This window comes from Sphingomonas phyllosphaerae 5.2 (genome assembly GCF_000419605.1).
GTDB lineage: Bacteria > Pseudomonadota > Alphaproteobacteria > Sphingomonadales > Sphingomonadaceae > Sphingomonas > Sphingomonas phyllosphaerae_B.
In genome coordinates this window covers 1,346,499-1,361,374 of record NZ_ATTI01000001.1, presented here as the reverse complement: position 1 = coordinate 1,361,374, position 14,876 = coordinate 1,346,499, and the positions used below count along the sequence as shown (strand labels likewise).

Sequence of the window (14,876 nt, the reverse complement as noted above, 5' to 3'; positions counted from 1 at the left end):
TCAATCTCCGAAGCGCCCGGCCGACCAGCCGGGCGCTTCGTCGTCAGATCAACCCGCCGCCCAGCATCAGCCGCAGCCCGAAGATCAGGATCAGCACGAGGTTCAGGTTACGCCCGCCATTGCGCGACGACAGCGCGCCGATCGCCGCACCCACCACCGCGATCGGGATCACGAACCAATAGCCCCAGGCGAAGAAGGGCAGGAACGGCACGATACCCAGCAACAGGGCGACCAGACCGATAGCGATCGAAAGCAGGTTGAGCATGTATGCCAAGATGGCGCACGACATGGTGTCTTGCAAGACCAAGACACATGGGTCCCCTCGCCACGCCGGTCGCGATCGCCGACAAGGCCGCATGTCCTATGCCTTCTTGCTGGTCGCGATCATCGCCGAGGTCATCGCCACCTCGGCACTGAAACAGTCGAATGGCTTTACGCGCGGCTGGCCGACGCTGGTGACGATCGTCGGCTATGTCGTCGCCTTCTACCTCCTCTCGCTCGCGTTGCGTACACTGCCGACCGGCATCGCCTATGCGATCTGGTCGGGGGTCGGGATCGTGCTGGTGACCGCCGTCGCCTGGTTCTGGCATGGACAACGGCTCGACACGCCCGCGCTGCTCGGCATGGCGCTGATCGTGGCCGGGGTGCTGGTGATGAACCTCTTCTCGGGACAGGCGCACGGCTGATTTCCCTTGCGCGCCGAAACGCGATAGGGCGCGGCGATGAACTCCCTCTCTCTTGTCATGGCGGGCGGCGCGATCGGCGCCGGGGCGCGCCATCTGACCGGGCGCGCGATGACGCAGGCGCTCGGTTCCGGCTGGCCGTGGGGCACGCTGACCGTCAATCTGGTCGGCGGGCTGTTGATGGGCGTGCTGGTCGGCATCCTCGCGCGCCATGCCAGTGCGAACGGCGAGACGTGGCGGCTGCTGCTCGGCGTCGGCGTGCTTGGCGGCTACACCACGTTTTCCTCCTTCGCGCTCGACGCCGTCGGGATGATCGAACGTGGCGCGCTTGCCGCGGCGCTGGCCTATGTCCTGCTGTCGGTGGCCGGCTCGATCGTCGCGCTCTTCGCGGGTCTCGCGCTTGCACGGGTGCCGGCATGAGCGACGCCGTCCGCCAGTTTTCCGTCGGCTATGACGACGACGGCATCCGCGTCGACCGCTGGTTCAAGCGCCACCTGCCCGAGACCAGCTTCACCACCGTCGCGAAATGGGCGCGTACCGGGCAGTTGCGCGTCGATGGCGCGCGTGTCGGCCCCGGCGACCGTATCCAGGCCGGGCAGGTCCTGCGCGTGCCGCCGCCCGAGCCGGAACGCGTCGAGGAACGTCCCAAGCGCGAGCGTGCGCCGCTCAGCGATGACGAGGCGATGTTCGCGCGCGAGATGGTGATCCACAAGGATACCGCCGCGCTGGTGCTGAACAAGCCACCCGGCCTGGCGACGCAGGGCGGCACCAAGACCGTCCAGCACGTCGATGGTCTGCTCGATGCCCTGCAATATGAGGCGGAGGGCCGCCCGAAGCTGGTCCACCGCCTCGACAAGGACACGTCGGGCGCCTTGCTGGTCGCGCGCAGCGCGCGGGCGGCGGCGTTCTTCGCGAAGGCGTTCTCCAGCCGCACCGCCAAGAAGGTCTATTGGGCGTTGATCGTCGACGTGCCGTCGATCGACGACGGCATGATCGAATTGCCGATCGCCAAGCAACCCGGCACCGGCGGCGAGAAGATGCACGTCGACGAGGAGAACGGACAGGCCGCGCGCACCCGCTACCGCGTGATCGAGCGCGCCGGCAACCGCGCCTGCTGGGTCGAGCTGCAACCCTTCACCGGACGCACGCACCAGTTGCGCGTCCATATGGCGGCGATCGGCCATCCGATCGTCGGCGACGGCAAATACGGTGGTCCGGCGGCGTTCCTGACCGGCGGGATCAGCCGCAAGATGCACCTCCACGCGCGCCGCATCCGTGTCGACCATCCGGACGGCGGCGAGATCGACGTGACCGCCGAGTTGCCGACGCACTTCTCCGAAAGCCTCGCCACGCTGGGGTTCGAGGCGATGGCCGGCGACATGATGCCGCTCGACGTCAAGCTGCCACCGACGCGCGAGGAGAAGAAGACGCGCGCTCGCGCCCATGCCAAGTCGGTCCGCAAGGCACGGCGCGGCGAACGCCGCGGGCGCGGCGCGGCGAAGTAGCGCGGGTATGTCCGGCAGCGTCGGCCCGGCCGCGCGGCCTGACAGGGTCGACACCCACCCGTCATCAGCATCGACCGTTGCCCGGACGTGATCCGGGACGACGGTCGTGCGGTCGTGAACAAGGCCATCGCGACGTGGCGCGCGATACGCCGTTCCGATGCGCGGGGCTTGCGGCGCCGTCAGTCCACCAGCCGTGCTGCGCCGACGCTCCGAAGTCCCGACCGTAACGCCGCGCCGCCTAGTCCAACATCTGCCCGACCCACGCCGGCACCAACGTTCCCGCCGCGCCCGCGCGCGTCTCGTCGAACCACGCGCTGCCCGCCGAGGGTTCCAGGTTCAGCTCCAGCGTCGCTGCCCCATGATGCCGCGCCATCTGCACGAACCCCGCCGCCGGATAGACGGCGCCCGACGTCCCGATCGACACGAACAGATCGGCGCGCGCCAGCGCCGCCTCGATCCGCTCCATCCCGTACGGCATCTCGCCGAAGAACACGATGTCCGGCCGCAACGCCGCCGCGCCGCATGCCGGGCAGACCGTGGCCGGCGGCAATGCTTCCTCCCACGCCCGCCGCTCGCCGCATGCGGCACACAGCGCCGCGCGCAGTTCGCCATGCATGTGCAGCATCCGCCGCGCGCCCGCGCGCTCGTGCAGGTCATCGACGTTCTGCGTGACGATCAACAATTCGCCCGCCCACTCCCGATCGAGCCGTGCCAGCGCCAGATGGGCGGCGTTCGGCACGACCCCGGCCAGCGCGGCGCGCCGCAGATCGTAGAAGCGGTGCACCAGCACCGGGTCGCTTGCCAACGCTTCGGGGGTGCACACGTCCTCGACGCGGTGTCCCTCCCACAACCCGCCCGGCCCGCGAAAGGTGGCGATGCCGCTCTCGGCCGAGATGCCGGCGCCGGTGAGGATGACGATGCTGCTCATGCCGGGCACCCTATGATGCTGGCGGCGCGCACGAAAGCGGCATAGGCCGCGCACCCATGCATCTCGCGCCCGACATCTTCGCCTTCCTGGTCGCCGTCGCGTTCGTCGCCGGCACGATCGACGCGCTGGCGGGCGGCGGGGGGCTGCTCACCATCCCCGCGCTGCTCGCGTCGGGCGTGCCGCCGGTCGCGGCCCTCGCCACCAACAAGCTGCAAAGCGCGGTCGGCACGGGCTCCGCGTTCGTCACCTTCTGGCGCGCGGGCCATGTCGACCTGCGCCGTTTCGCGCTGCCCGCCGCGGGTGCCTTCGCCGGCTCGGTCGGCGGCGCGGTGGCGGTGCAGCACGTCGACCCGCGCTTCCTCGCCGCGTTCGTCCCCGTGCTGCTCATCGCGATGGCATTCTACTTCCTGCTTGCCCCTCCGATGAGCGAGGTCGACCGTCATGCGCGCCTCGGCCGCGCCGGGCTCACCGTCGCCACCACCCTGCTCGGTTTCTACGACGGCTTCTTCGGCCCGGGCACCGGCTCGTTCCTCACCACGGCGCTGGTCGCGCTCGGCGGGCTCGGGCTGGTGCGCGCGATCGCCAACACCAAGTTCCTCAACCTCTCCACCAACGTCGCCGCGCTGGTGGCGATGATCGCGGGCGGCAAGGTATTGTGGCTGCTCGGCGGGGCGATGGCCGCCGCGAACGTGCTCGGGAATCAATGCGGCGCGTGGGCGGCGCTGCGCTTCGGCGGGAAGGGCGTGCGGCCGCTGCTCGTGATCATGTCGGTCGCACTGACCGTCAAGCTGCTCGCGGATCCGGCCAATCCATTGTGGGCGTGGCTGGGCCGCTGATGGGCTACCGGCTGGCGTAATCGTTCGCACGGGCGGCCTGCCCGGCTTCGCCGCTCCGCACGTACGCGCCTGCGACATAGGCGTCGGCGGTCACCTCCACCGTCGCGCCCAGCTTTGTCGCCTCGAACAGCTTCCTGGCGAAGCCGGTCGGCAGCCGGATACAGCCGTGTGAGGCCGGAAAGCCGGGATTGCGGCCCGCATGCATCGCCACCCCGTCCCACGTCAGGCGTTGCATGTACGGCATCGGCGCGTCGTCGTAGAGGTTGGAACGGTGGTCCTGCTCCTTCTGCAGGATCGTGAACGTGCCCAGTGGCGTCGGCCGCTCATCCGACCCGGTCGACACCGAGGATGCCGCGACCAGCTGCTCGCCGCGGAAGACATAGGCGCGCTGGTCGGGCACCGAGATCAGCACGCTGACGCGTCCCGGCCCACTGGCTGCGGGGGTCCACAGGAAGCGGTTCGGCGGCAGCGTCGCGGCTGCCACGGTGATCGCGCGCGCGTCCGTCGCACCGGCATAGGCTGGCCCCGCAACGCCGGCGGTCAGCAGCGCGGCGAGCAGCACGGGAGCGATTCGGCGCGTGGCCATGTCTTTCCGATCTCGGTTGTCGATCCCGGACCATCCGGATCACTCACCGCATCGAACGCGCGACCGCCGCATCGGTGCCGGACGACGAAGCGTTCGGCATCTGCGGCAAATGCGCGGGCGGCGGCGACAAACAGCGGTTAACGTTGCCTATAATTAACTCGTTCCATGCTACATCGCGGGTGTTCAAGCGGGGATTAGCGTTACTCATGACCATGTCGCAGGATATGGCGCCGTCGCGTCGTGCTTTGCTGAAGACCGGCGGATTGTTCGCCGGCGCCTTGATGATCCCGGGTGCGGTGTCGGCCGGGATGCGTGAGCGCGCGCGCCGCAGCGCGCCGGAGTCGCTGCTGCCGGACGACTTCTTCCACCCGTCGCACACGCCGGTGACGCAGCCGGCGGTCGCCAGCGCCGCGGTGCCGCCCGCGATCGATGCGCCCGGCGTCAACCCGCGCCTGCTGCGCCGCGCGCTCGCCGCGCTCGAACAGCACGGCAGCCGCATCGCCAAGCGCGACCGGATCGCCGTCGCTGATTTCACGACCGGCTCCGGCCTGCCGCGCTTCCACCTCATCAATCTCGAGGACGGCCGCACGGTCTCGAAGCTCGTCGCGCACGGCAGCGGGTCTGACCCCGCGCACACCGGCTATCTCCAGCGCTTCTCGAACCAGAATGGCTCCAACGCCTCGTGCGAGGGCGCCTTCGCAACCGCAGATTATTACGTCGGCAAGCACGGCCGCTCGCAGCGGCTGCTCGGGCTGGACGCAACCAACAACAATGCGCTCGACCGTGCGATCGTCGTGCACGCCGCCTGGTATGCCAATCCCGACATGATCCGCGAACGCGGGATGCTTGGCCGCAGCCAGGGCTGCTTCGCGGTCGGCGAAAGCGAGCTTACCGAGGTTTTCGAGCGGCTCGGGCCGGGCCGGATGATCTACGCCGCAAAGGTTTGAGCGACGTCCGGCCGATCCGCTGGGTCACCGGTCGCCCCGGACCCGGCCCGGAACCTGTTCACTAAACTTCGAACCGCTGGATGATGCCGAAGGTTCGGGAAGCCGCGCGTGCCGCTGCGATCCGCCTACCGCGCGTCGAACGCCTTCAGCTCATACGCGATCGACGCTTCGACCAGCGTCTCCCACATCGCCGCCACGGCCTCGGCGGGCAGGTCCAGCCGCGCGGCCTCGGCGGCGGCCTGTGCGATCACCTGCGCCTTGCGCGCCTCGTCGCGCACCGCCGTGCGCGCCGGCTTGATGCGCGCCGCCGCGTCCATATAGTCGAACCGACGGCGCAGCAGCGCGACCAGTTCGCGGTCCAGCGCGTCCACGCCCGCGCGGACTTCGGTCATGTCGGTGCAACGCTCGCCGGGCAGGATCTCGCTCATGGCGCGCTGCTTGGCGCGGCGCGGCGCTCCTGTCCAGCTTGACTTCGGCGCCTGTCCCGGCTAGGCGCGCCGCTTCGCAATCGCCCCCGCATCCCGGTGAAGCGGCGGGCCTGCACCTCTTTCTCGGAGGTGTGGCGCGAGACCGGGAACAACCCTGCCTTCCCCGAAAAGTGGGAAACCGGTTTTCGGACCAGGAAGGCGGAAAACGTCGTTCGCATATTGCCAAGGAAGTATCATGTCGAAGCGCCATAGCGCCAAGTACAAGCTCGATCGCCGTCTCGGCGAGAACATCTGGGGCCGTCCGAAGAGCCCGGTCAACAAGCGCGAATACGGCCCCGGCCAGCATGGTCAGCGCCGCAAGGGCAAGGTGTCGGACTTCGGCATCCAGCTGCGCGCCAAGCAGAAGCTCAAGGGCTATTACGGCGACGTGACCGAGAAGCAGTTCCGTCACGCCTATGACGAAGCGTCGCGCATGAAGGGCGATACCTCGCAGAACCTGATCGGCCTGCTCGAGCGTCGCCTGGACGCGATCGTCTATCGTGCGAAGTATGCGCCGACGATCTGGGCAGCGCGTCAGCTGGTCAGCCACGGTCACATCCGCGTCAACGGCGTGAAGTGCAACGTCGCGTCGCGCCGCTGCAACGTCGGCGACGAGATCTCGCTGGGTGGCAAGGCGCAGGAAATGGCGCTGGTCATGGAAGCACAGAACCTCGCCGAGCGCGAAGTGCCCGACTATGTCGCACAGGACGGCAACACCAAGGTGACGCTGGTCCGCGTGCCGACGCTGGACGAGGTGCCGTATCCGGTGAAGATGGAGCCGAACCTGGTCGTCGAGTTCTACTCGCGCTGATCCGGCGGCCCGGCGGCTCCACCGCCGGTCGACAAGAAAAAGGACGGTCCCCCGCGGGGCCGTCCTTTTTCTTTGCCTGCTCGTCGCGATGCCCGCGTGGCGATCGTTAACCGGATCTCAGCAAGCATTTGTCATGAGAGAGCTACACCGGGATCGCGCACGGGCGCTACATCCATGCGCTCCGGTCGATACGGCCGATCACTGCCCCATGCGGGAAGGAGGTTCTCAATGACGTCACGCGCTCTTTCGGCATGGTTCGCCATCGGCTCGACCGTTCTCGCGATCCTCGTCGCCGTCGATCGTCCGCACTGGTTCGGGTTGCAGCCCGGCACGACCACGAAGGTGTCGCGCCCCGACATGCCGTCCCAGCGGTCGGCGCCATGGCTGATCAAGCGGACCGACAAGCCGGTCCGCTGATCGCCCGACGCCGCAACCGATCGGGTCGGCGTCGAACAGCCCCAAAGGTCGCAATGATCGATCGGTGACCGCACGTGGCGCGCAGCCCCGCCCCGGCGCGAGCGCCGCCCCTGCCCCGCCGCCAAGTTCACGCACCGGCTCAGGTCTCGCCACGGGACCTGTATCTCGCGCGCATCCTTCGTCGAAATCATATTGGCCACGGCAGCCGGAGATCAGGTAGCGGGCCCGTTAGCGGCCCGTTGATGGGCCGGTGACGACAGGCTGGGCAACAGTCACGATCGGTCTGGCCGTGCCGCTGCCGATGGAAATCGGACCGAGTTGGACCCTGCCCGTCGAAAGCGTCTCTGTCCTACCCTGCCCGCTCGGCTGGCGCCAGCCGTGGCCATCGAAACAGCCTTGCCAGCATTCCCCGGAGGTCCGACCTGCGCCCGCCTGCTCGTCGGAACCCCGGAGAACTGCGCAGCCGATATTCGAACGACGCGTTCCCGGCACCGAGGTGTTCACCTGAAGACCGATTGCGAGACCGGAGCGCCAAATCGCGGCGCTGATCGCGCATGTTGCGATACGCGGCGTCACCACTCGTCCCCGCGGCGGCCTTCCCGCTCCGGAACCGCGCCGACCGATCACACCGCAACCCGAACCCCGGCGACTAGGCCGCTAGGCGACGCCGCTCGCTGCCGCCGTGCACACGCGACCCCGCCGCGGCGGATGGCGCCTCGATCGCAAAGCGCGATACTTGCAGCGAAAGCTGATCCGCCTCGCTCGCCAGACTCCGGGCGGCGGCGGTCGCCTGCTCGACCATCGCGGCATTCTGTTGCGTCACGTTGTCCATCTCGCCGACGGCCGTATTGACCTGCTCGAGGCCGATCGCCTGTTGCTCCGCGGACGCACTAATGCCTGACATCAAGGCACTTATCTCGTCGATCCGCGCATTGATCCGCTTCAGGGCCGTGCCGGCGTCGCCGACCAGCCCGACCCCGAGTTCGACCTGTTCCGCCGAGGCGTTGATCTTCACCTTGACGTCCTTGGCGGCATCGGCCGAGCGCTGCGCCAGCGCGCGCACTTCGGACGCAACCACCGCGAAGCCCTTGCCCGCGTCGCCAGCCCGTGCCGCCTCGACCCCGGCGTTGAGCGCGAGCAGGTTCGTCTGGAAGGCGATCGCATCGATCACGCTGATGATGTCACTGATTTCGTGCGAGGATCGCTCGATCCCGCCCATCGCGTCCACCGCGCGGCTGACGACATCGCCCGATGCCGCGGCCTCGTGCCGTGCTGCGGCGACGATCTGATCGGCCTTCGCGGCGTCCTTCGCGGTGCGCTGGACGGTGCTGGTGATCTCCTCCATCGCCGCGGCGGTTTCCTCGAGGCTGGCGGCCTGCTGCTCGGTACGCTGCGACAGATCGTCGGACGCCGAACGGATGTCGGCCGCGCCGCTTTTGATGTCGCTCGACGCCTGCATGACCGAGGACATCACCTGCGCCATCGCGCCGATCGCCCGGTTGAAGTCGTTCTCCAGCCGCGAGAAAGCCGGCGGGAAGTCGGCGAAGCGCGCGCTGAGATCCGCGTTGGCGAGGCGTTCGAGGCCGATGCCGACCTCTTCCATCACCGACTGCTGCTCGCGATCCGCCCGCTGCTTCTCGATCGCGGCATCCCGGAAGACGAGCACCGCCTTTGCGATGGCGCCGACTTCGTCGCCGCGATCGGTGCTCGGCACGTTCACGTCGGTACGGCCCGACGCCAGATCGGCCATGACGTCGGCAATGGCGACGACCGGCCGCGCCAGCGACCGCGACAACAGCCAACCCATTGCCGCGGCAAGCGTAACCGCGAACAACCCGCCCAATCCCAGTGCGATCTCCACGGTCCATTCCGCCTGCTGCTGCAACCGGTCCTGCCGCTCGACCCACTCGCCCTGCGCCGTCTGGATCTCCTTGTGGATCTTGCGCATGTCGCCGAGCTGCTTCGCGCCGGCAAGCTCGCGCGCCGTCTCCCTGGTCGCAGGATTGCCATAGGCCGCAAGCGTCGGGGCAACCTTGTTATTCTGCCACTCCGCCACGGCCGCCAGGAAGCTGTCGACACGCCGGGCCTGATCGGCGCGCGGCGCGCTTTCCTTCAGCTTGCCCGCAGCGACGGTGATCGCACGCCTGTTTTCCTCATGCGTGTCGAGGAACGCCTGCTTGCCCAGAAGCACATAGCCGCGCACGGCACTCTGCCCCTCGACGACGCCGGTCAGCATGTCGTCGGCGTGATCGGACGCCAGCTTCGCCAGGTCGCGTTCCATGGCGACATCATGCAGGCGCATCACGTTCACGAACACCACGCCGCTGACGATCGAGAACGTCGCGATCAGCGACGCGAACGCCAGCGCGAGCTTCCGAGGTATGGCAAGATTGGAAAAAGACATGGACTCCCCTCGACTTACGCGAGGGGGATAGCGCGGGGCCGGTTAAGGCAAGCCTAAGCAAGGATCACGGCGCAACCGTAAGTGTCTGAATTGCCAGCGTACGAACGGCCGCCTGCCGCCGCTCCAACTCCGAAGCCGACGAGAACCCTATGGGTGCGCTGCGCAGGGAAGCCCTATATCGAACGACAAAAAGCGATACGTCGCGGAATTTCGCGGTATCGCTTTGCAGTATCGGAGGAATGGTGGAGCCGAGGGGGATCGAACCCCTGACCTTCGCAATGCCATTGCGACGCTCTCCCAGCTGAGCTACGGCCCCATTCCGTTCGGGAGGCAGCCCACTAACCGGGGGCTGCAGGCTTGGCAAGCGACGTTTTGCCGCATGCCAAGCCTTTTTTCAAAAATCAGTTGTTTTCATCTTCTTCGCTGGTCGTTTCGACACCAAGGTCGTCGTCGCCGCCCAGATCGACCTCGTCGTCGGGCGAGGGCTCCTCGTCCTCACCGGTGTCCAGATCCTCGTCGTCACCGGCCAGGTCGGCGTCGACCTTCTCCTTCTCGGGCTTGGCCGCCTCGAACGGCATCGGCTGCTTGGACTTCAGGATCGGCTCCGGCTCCCATGCATAACCGCAGTTGATGCAGGTGACGGGCTCGTCCTTGGTGAGGTCGTAGAAACGCGTCGCGCATTTCGGGCACGTACGCTTCGTGCCCCATTCCGGCTGGATCATGCCGTGAAAAGCCTTTCGGATGGGTGGTTCGAACAGGATAGTCCTGTGAAGTGGAGCGCGCCTTGCCATAGCGCAAGGCGGCTGGCAAGGCGCGGCGCGCATGGCGCATACCTCTTCCCCCACTCCGTTTACCGTTCCCGCTGCGACGACACTGTCCGGCCGCATCCGCGTGCCCGGCGACAAGTCGATCAGCCACCGGTCGCTGATGCTTTCCGCGCTCGCCGTCGGCGAGAGCCGCGTCGAAGGGCTGCTGGAGGGCGAGGACGTGCTCGCCACCGCCGCGGCGATGCGCGCGATGGGCGCCGCGATCGAGCGCGGCAGCGACGGTGTCTGGCGCATCCACGGCGTCGGCGTCGGCGGGCTGCTGCAGCCGCGGCAGGGGCTGGAGATGGGCAATTCCGGCACCTCGACGCGATTGCTGATGGGGCTGGTCGCCAGCCACCCGATCACCGCGACCTTTACCGGCGACGCATCGCTGTCTTCGCGCCCGATGGCGCGCGTCACCGTGCCGCTGGCGCAGATGGGTGCGTCGATCGAGGCGTCGCCAGGCACGCGCCTGCCGCTGACGGTGCGCGGCGCCTGCCCGGCGGTGCCGATCGAATACGAGCTACCCGTCGCATCTGCGCAGGTGAAGTCGGCGATATTGCTCGCCGGGCTCAACACGCCGGGCATCACACGTGTGATCGAGCCGGTGCCGACTCGCGATCACAGCGAGCGGATGCTGGCCGGCTTCGGCGCGCAGATCACCGTCGAGCGCGGCCCGCGCGGCCGGATCATCTCGCTGACCGGAGAGGCGGAGTTGAAGCCGCAGTCGATCGTCGTCCCCGGCGATCCGTCATCGGCGGCGTTCTGGATGGTCGCGGCATCGATCGTGCCGGGCAGCGACGTCGTGATCGAGAATGTCGGCCTCAATCCTACCCGCGCCGGGCTGCTCACCGCGCTGCGCATGATGGGGGCGGACATCACCGAAGTCGACCCGCGCATCGTCGGCGGTGAGCCGGTTGCCGACCTGCACGTTCGCCATGCCGCGCTCACCGGGATCGTCGTGCCGCACGATCTGGCCCCGTCGATGATCGACGAATACCCGGCGCTGTTCGTCGCTGCCGCCTTCGCCGCCGGTGAGACGGTCGCGCGCGGGGCGGAGGAATTGCGCGTGAAGGAAAGCGACCGCATCGCCGCAATGCGTGCCGCGCTGGAGGCGAACGGCGTCCGGACGCAGGAGCATGAAGACGGTCTGACCGTCCACGGCTCGGGAGGCGAGCGGATCGCCGGCGGCGCCACCGTCTTCACCAAGCTCGATCATCGTATTGCGATGAGCATGACCGTCGCCGGGCTGCACGCGCGAAACGCGATCGCCATCGACGACATCGCGCCGGTCGCCACCAGCTATCCCGCCTTCTACGAGCAGCTCGCGTCACTGTCGGGAGCGGCGGCATGATCATCGCGGTCGATGGCCCCGCAGCGTCGGGGAAGGGCACGATTGCACGCGCGCTCGCGCGGCATTATGGTATCCCGCACCTCGATACCGGGCTGCTTTACCGGGCGGTCGCCGCGCAGGTGCGGCGGCTGGAACTCGACCCGGCGATCGAGGCCGACGCCGTCGCGGCATGCGACTTCGATGACCTGCTGCTCGCCGATGCGACGCTGCGTGATGATTCGGTCGGCCAGGCGGCGTCGATCGTCTCCGCCCACCCGCTGGTGCGCGCGGCCTTGCTGCAGCGGCAGAAGAAATTCGCGCACCAGCCGGGCGGCGCGGTGCTCGACGGGCGCGATATAGGCACGGTGATCGCACCGGACGCGGACGCCAAGCTCTTCGTGCGCGCCACGCCGCCGATCCGGGCACGCCGCCGCCACGACGAGCTACGCAAGCGCGGCGACGATACCAGCTACGATCAGGTGCTCGCCGACATTCGCACCCGCGACGATCGCGACAGCTCGCGTTCGACCGCACCCTTGGTTCCGGCGACGGATGCGATGGAACTCGATACAAGCTTCCTCTCCGTCGACGCCGCCGTCGCGCGTGCGATCGCGCTGGTCGAGGGACGCGTGCGCGCCTGAGCGGTCGCCCGCACTGCCCTGCCCGGTCCTCGACGGTATCCGGAAGCGGAATGTGCGTGGTACTGCGCGCGCCTGTCCTGTACCACGGCGCTCCTTGTTACCTTGCCTGCCAGGCACTTTTCGGCTAGGGCGCGGCGGTCCGGCGGGCTGGGGCTCGCGGAGGCGCGGCGCGACAGAGATTCTCTTGCGCCTTTTCGCACATTCGCGAATGGCCCCGCCATCCCCGATTCGCTTGATGTCGCGCACGGCACGGGGCCGGTGCGACGGTGATGGCCAAGACCGGCGGAACCAACCGCCTGGCCGGAAAACGAATTAGGACGTCTGCATTTATGGCCTCAGTGGCAACTCCTTCGCGTGACGAATTCGCGGCAATGCTCGATGACATGTTCGGCGGCGCCGACAGCTTCGAGGGTCGCGTGGTGCTGGGCACCGTCACCGCCATCGAAAACGATCTGGTCGTCATCGACGTCGGCCTGAAGAGCGAAGGCCGCGTGCCGCTGCGCGAGTTTGCGCCGGCGCCCGGGCAGAAGGCCGACCTGAAGGTCGGTGACGAAGTCGAGGTGTACGTCGACCGCGTCGAGAACATGCACGGCGAAGCCATGCTCAGCCGCGATCGCGCCCGCCGCGAAGCCGCCTGGGACAAGCTGGAGCTGGAGTTCACGAAGACCGCACGGGTCGAAGGCGTGATCTTCGGTCGCGTGAAGGGCGGCTTCACCGTCGACCTGAACGGCGCCGTGGCGTTCCTGCCGGGTTCGCAGGTAGACATCCGTCCGGTGCGCGACGTCACGCCGCTGATGGACATTCCGCAGCCGTTCCAGATCCTGAAGATGGACCGCAAGCGCGGCAACATCGTCGTTAGCCGCCGCGCCGTGCTGGAAGAGACCCGCGCCGAGCAGCGTTCGGGCCTGATCCAGTCGCTGCACGAGGGGCAGATCATCGACGGCGTGGTCAAGAACATCACCGATTACGGTGCGTTCGTTGATCTCGGCGGCATCGACGGCCTGCTGCACGTCACCGACCTCAGCTACAAGCGCGTCGGCCACCCGAGCGAGATGATCAACATCGGCGACACCGTGAAGGTGCAGATCATCCGCATTAACAAGGACACGCAGCGCATCTCGCTGGGCATGAAGCAGCTCGAGAGCGATCCGTGGGATGGCGCCGCCGCCAAGTATCCGGTCGGTGCCAAGCTGTCGGGCCGCGTCACGAACATCACCGAATATGGTGCGTTCGTCGAGCTGGAAGCCGGCATCGAGGGCTTGGTCCACGTGTCCGAAATGTCCTGGACCAAGAAGAACGTCCATCCGGGCAAGATCGTGTCGACCTCGCAGGAAGTCGAAGTCGTCGTGCTCGAGGTCGACGAGGACAAGCGCCGCATCTCGCTGGGCCTGAAGCAGGCGCAGAACAACCCGTGGGAGGCTTTCGCCGCCGCGCACCCGATCGGCTCGACCGTCGAGGGCGAGGTCAAGAACGCCACCGAGTTCGGCCTGTTCATCGGCCTGGACAACGACGTCGACGGCATGGTCCACATGTCCGACATCGCATGGGGCGTTTCGGGTGAGGACGCGCTGAACCTCCACCGCAAGGGTGAGACGGTGCAGGCCGTCGTGCTCGACATCGATCCGGAGAAGGAGCGTATCTCGCTCGGCATGAAGCAGCTGGAGCGTGGCGGTCCGGTCGCGGCGGGTGCGGGCGATCGCCTGGGCAAGAACCAGGTCATCACCGTCACCGTCCTCGAAGTCCGCGATGCCGGGCTCGAAGTGCAGGCGGGCGACGATGGCGCGACCGGCTTCATCAAGCGCACCGATCTCGGCCGCGATCGCGACGAGCAGCGTCCGGAGCGTTTCCAGGTCGGGCAGAAGTTCGACGCGATGGTGACCGGTTTCGACCGTTCCAAGAAGCCGACCTTCTCGGTCAAGGCGATGCAGATCGCCGAGGAGAAGCAGGCCGTGGCGCAATATGGTTCGTCCGATTCGGGTGCATCGCTGGGCGACATCCTCGGTGAGGCGCTCAAGGCACGCGACAAGAAGTAAGCGCGTCCTGTCGGTTGCGACACAAAAAGGGGATCGGCCGCAAGGCCGGTCCCCTTCTCGTTGGTTAACAGCAGCATAGTGACCCATTTTGCGCAATCGTTACCAGTTCGGTGCTACCGCGGGGCCATACTTACCTGTATTAGCCCGACTTGGGTTTAACGCCGTCGTCAAGGAACGAAACGCAATGATACGGTCGGAATTGGTGCAAGCGCTGCTCAAGGACAATCCCGGTCTGTCGCAGCGTGATGTCGAGGCCATCGTTTCGACCTTCTTCGACGAGATCGTCGCGCGCCTCGCCGACGATGGCCGCGTGGAATTGCGCGGCTTTGGTGCCTTCTCCACCCGTGCTCGCGATGCCCGCACCGGCCGGAACCCACGTACCGGCGAGACGGTCGACGTCGATGCCAAGCGCGTACCCTTCTTCAAGCCCGGCAAGGAAATGCGCGTCCGCCTCAACGTCTCTTGATGCGCCTTCGGTG

17 protein-coding genes and 1 tRNA gene are annotated in these 14,876 nt (G+C 67.6%); 11 read left to right on the top strand and 7 right to left on the bottom strand.

The window, feature by feature from the left end; genetic code table 11:
* Positions 1-43 precede the first annotated feature (43 nt).
* Complete coding sequence (locus SPHPHY_RS0106330; protein ID WP_028056558.1) at positions 44-265, bottom strand: hypothetical protein; 222 nt, start codon at positions 263-265, stop codon at positions 44-46.
* A gap of 91 nt (positions 266-356) precedes the next feature.
* Between SPHPHY_RS0106330 and SPHPHY_RS0106325 the strand changes: the two genes are divergently transcribed.
* From SPHPHY_RS0106325 to SPHPHY_RS0106315, 3 genes are read left to right on the top strand one after another with little or no spacing between them, the layout of a single operon-like run.
* Positions 357-686 (top strand): DMT family transporter, encoded by a 330-nt coding sequence (locus SPHPHY_RS0106325; RefSeq protein WP_022685856.1) that lies wholly within the window; start codon positions 357-359, stop codon positions 684-686.
* Between the two features lie 36 nt (positions 687-722).
* Positions 723-1,103 carry a fluoride efflux transporter CrcB gene (crcB, locus tag SPHPHY_RS0106320; RefSeq protein WP_028056557.1) on the top strand — a complete coding sequence of 127 codons (381 nt, stop codon included), beginning with the start codon at positions 723-725 and terminating at the stop codon, positions 1,101-1,103.
* Positions 1,100-2,188 (top strand): RluA family pseudouridine synthase, encoded by a 1,089-nt coding sequence (locus tag SPHPHY_RS0106315; protein ID WP_022685854.1) that lies wholly within the window; start codon positions 1,100-1,102, stop codon positions 2,186-2,188. The genes crcB and SPHPHY_RS0106315 overlap by 4 nt, the downstream gene beginning before the upstream one ends.
* A gap of 238 nt (positions 2,189-2,426) precedes the next feature.
* On the opposite strand, the gene SPHPHY_RS0106310 is transcribed toward SPHPHY_RS0106315, so the two are convergent.
* The gene (locus SPHPHY_RS0106310; RefSeq protein ID WP_022685853.1) at positions 2,427-3,116 is read right to left on the bottom strand and encodes an NAD-dependent deacylase; all 690 of its coding nucleotides are present in this window, start codon (positions 3,114-3,116) and stop codon (positions 2,427-2,429) included.
* 56 nt (positions 3,117-3,172) lie between these two features.
* On the opposite strand from SPHPHY_RS0106310, the gene SPHPHY_RS0106305 reads away from it, so the two are divergent.
* Entirely contained in the window at positions 3,173-3,952 is a 780-nt protein-coding gene (locus SPHPHY_RS0106305) for a TSUP family transporter (protein WP_022685852.1), read from the top strand.
* A 4-nt stretch (positions 3,953-3,956) separates the two neighbouring features.
* On the opposite strand, the gene SPHPHY_RS19540 is transcribed toward SPHPHY_RS0106305, so the two are convergent.
* The gene (locus SPHPHY_RS19540) at positions 3,957-4,538 is read right to left on the bottom strand and encodes a L,D-transpeptidase family protein (protein WP_022685851.1); all 582 of its coding nucleotides are present in this window, start codon (positions 4,536-4,538) and stop codon (positions 3,957-3,959) included.
* 206 nt (positions 4,539-4,744) lie between these two features.
* On the opposite strand from SPHPHY_RS19540, the gene SPHPHY_RS0106290 reads away from it, so the two are divergent.
* On the top strand, positions 4,745-5,485 hold the full coding sequence (locus tag SPHPHY_RS0106290; protein WP_022685850.1) for a murein L,D-transpeptidase catalytic domain family protein: 741 nt from the start codon (positions 4,745-4,747) through the stop codon (positions 5,483-5,485).
* 125 nt (positions 5,486-5,610) lie between these two features.
* On the opposite strand, the gene SPHPHY_RS0106285 is transcribed toward SPHPHY_RS0106290, so the two are convergent.
* On the bottom strand, positions 5,611-5,913 hold the full coding sequence (locus tag SPHPHY_RS0106285; protein WP_022685849.1) for a chorismate mutase: 303 nt from the start codon (positions 5,911-5,913) through the stop codon (positions 5,611-5,613).
* Positions 5,914-6,148: 235 nt separating this feature from the next.
* Between SPHPHY_RS0106285 and rpsD the strand changes: the two genes are divergently transcribed.
* Positions 6,149-6,763, top strand: a complete 615-nt coding sequence (gene rpsD, locus SPHPHY_RS0106280; RefSeq protein ID WP_022685848.1) for a 30S ribosomal protein S4 — start codon at positions 6,149-6,151, stop codon at positions 6,761-6,763.
* A 228-nt stretch (positions 6,764-6,991) separates the two neighbouring features.
* Positions 6,992-7,180, top strand: coding sequence for a hypothetical protein (locus tag SPHPHY_RS0106275; RefSeq protein ID WP_022685847.1), 189 nt, complete (start codon positions 6,992-6,994; stop codon positions 7,178-7,180).
* Between the two features lie 649 nt (positions 7,181-7,829).
* Here SPHPHY_RS0106275 and SPHPHY_RS19535 read toward each other — a convergent pair.
* The 3 genes from SPHPHY_RS19535 to SPHPHY_RS0106260 form a co-directional block, all read right to left on the bottom strand.
* On the bottom strand, positions 7,830-9,584 hold the full coding sequence (locus tag SPHPHY_RS19535; RefSeq protein WP_022685846.1) for a methyl-accepting chemotaxis protein: 1,755 nt from the start codon (positions 9,582-9,584) through the stop codon (positions 7,830-7,832).
* Positions 9,585-9,824: 240 nt separating this feature from the next.
* Positions 9,825-9,900: transfer RNA gene (locus SPHPHY_RS0106265), tRNA-Ala, on the bottom strand.
* An 85-nt stretch (positions 9,901-9,985) separates the two neighbouring features.
* Entirely contained in the window at positions 9,986-10,306 is a 321-nt protein-coding gene (locus tag SPHPHY_RS0106260; protein ID WP_022685845.1) for an FYDLN acid domain-containing protein, read from the bottom strand.
* Between the two features lie 100 nt (positions 10,307-10,406).
* Between SPHPHY_RS0106260 and aroA the strand changes: the two genes are divergently transcribed.
* From aroA to ihfB, 4 genes are all read left to right on the top strand, one after another.
* Positions 10,407-11,744, top strand: coding sequence for a 3-phosphoshikimate 1-carboxyvinyltransferase (aroA, locus tag SPHPHY_RS0106255; protein WP_022685844.1), 1,338 nt, complete (start codon positions 10,407-10,409; stop codon positions 11,742-11,744).
* Complete coding sequence (gene cmk, locus SPHPHY_RS0106250; protein ID WP_022685843.1) at positions 11,741-12,364, top strand: (d)CMP kinase; 624 nt, start codon at positions 11,741-11,743, stop codon at positions 12,362-12,364. The genes aroA and cmk overlap by 4 nt, the downstream gene beginning before the upstream one ends.
* Positions 12,365-12,693: 329 nt before the next feature.
* Positions 12,694-14,397: a 30S ribosomal protein S1 gene (rpsA, locus tag SPHPHY_RS0106245; protein WP_022685842.1), complete on the top strand. Its 1,704-nt coding sequence runs from the start codon at positions 12,694-12,696 to the stop codon at positions 14,395-14,397.
* Between the two features lie 184 nt (positions 14,398-14,581).
* Positions 14,582-14,863, top strand: coding sequence for an integration host factor subunit beta (gene ihfB, locus SPHPHY_RS0106240; protein WP_022685841.1), 282 nt, complete (start codon positions 14,582-14,584; stop codon positions 14,861-14,863).
* Positions 14,864-14,876 lie beyond the last annotated feature (13 nt).

Bases quoted from the DNA above. Each gene is read 5' to 3' on its own strand.
- SPHPHY_RS0106330 (WP_028056558.1), bottom strand. From the start codon at position 265: ATGCTCAACCTGCTTTCGATCGCTATCGGTCTGGTCGCCCTGTTGCTG.
- SPHPHY_RS0106325 (WP_022685856.1), top strand. From the start codon at position 357: ATGTCCTATGCCTTCTTGCTGGTCGCGATCATCGCCGAGGTCATCGCC.
- crcB (WP_028056557.1), top strand. From the start codon at position 723: ATGAACTCCCTCTCTCTTGTCATGGCGGGCGGCGCGATCGGCGCCGGG.
- SPHPHY_RS0106315 (WP_022685854.1), top strand. From the start codon at position 1,100: ATGAGCGACGCCGTCCGCCAGTTTTCCGTCGGCTATGACGACGACGGC.
- SPHPHY_RS0106310 (WP_022685853.1), bottom strand. From the start codon at position 3,116: ATGAGCAGCATCGTCATCCTCACCGGCGCCGGCATCTCGGCCGAGAGC.
- SPHPHY_RS0106305 (WP_022685852.1), top strand. From the start codon at position 3,173: ATGCATCTCGCGCCCGACATCTTCGCCTTCCTGGTCGCCGTCGCGTTC.
- SPHPHY_RS19540 (WP_022685851.1), bottom strand. From the start codon at position 4,538: ATGGCCACGCGCCGAATCGCTCCCGTGCTGCTCGCCGCGCTGCTGACC.
- SPHPHY_RS0106290 (WP_022685850.1), top strand. From the start codon at position 4,745: ATGACCATGTCGCAGGATATGGCGCCGTCGCGTCGTGCTTTGCTGAAG.
- SPHPHY_RS0106285 (WP_022685849.1), bottom strand. From the start codon at position 5,913: ATGAGCGAGATCCTGCCCGGCGAGCGTTGCACCGACATGACCGAAGTC.
- rpsD (WP_022685848.1), top strand. From the start codon at position 6,149: ATGTCGAAGCGCCATAGCGCCAAGTACAAGCTCGATCGCCGTCTCGGC.
- SPHPHY_RS0106275 (WP_022685847.1), top strand. From the start codon at position 6,992: ATGACGTCACGCGCTCTTTCGGCATGGTTCGCCATCGGCTCGACCGTT.
- SPHPHY_RS19535 (WP_022685846.1), bottom strand. From the start codon at position 9,584: ATGTCTTTTTCCAATCTTGCCATACCTCGGAAGCTCGCGCTGGCGTTC.
- SPHPHY_RS0106260 (WP_022685845.1), bottom strand. From the start codon at position 10,306: ATGATCCAGCCGGAATGGGGCACGAAGCGTACGTGCCCGAAATGCGCG.
- aroA (WP_022685844.1), top strand. From the start codon at position 10,407: ATGGCGCATACCTCTTCCCCCACTCCGTTTACCGTTCCCGCTGCGACG.
- cmk (WP_022685843.1), top strand. From the start codon at position 11,741: ATGATCATCGCGGTCGATGGCCCCGCAGCGTCGGGGAAGGGCACGATT.
- rpsA (WP_022685842.1), top strand. From the start codon at position 12,694: ATGGCCTCAGTGGCAACTCCTTCGCGTGACGAATTCGCGGCAATGCTC.
- ihfB (WP_022685841.1), top strand. From the start codon at position 14,582: ATGATACGGTCGGAATTGGTGCAAGCGCTGCTCAAGGACAATCCCGGT.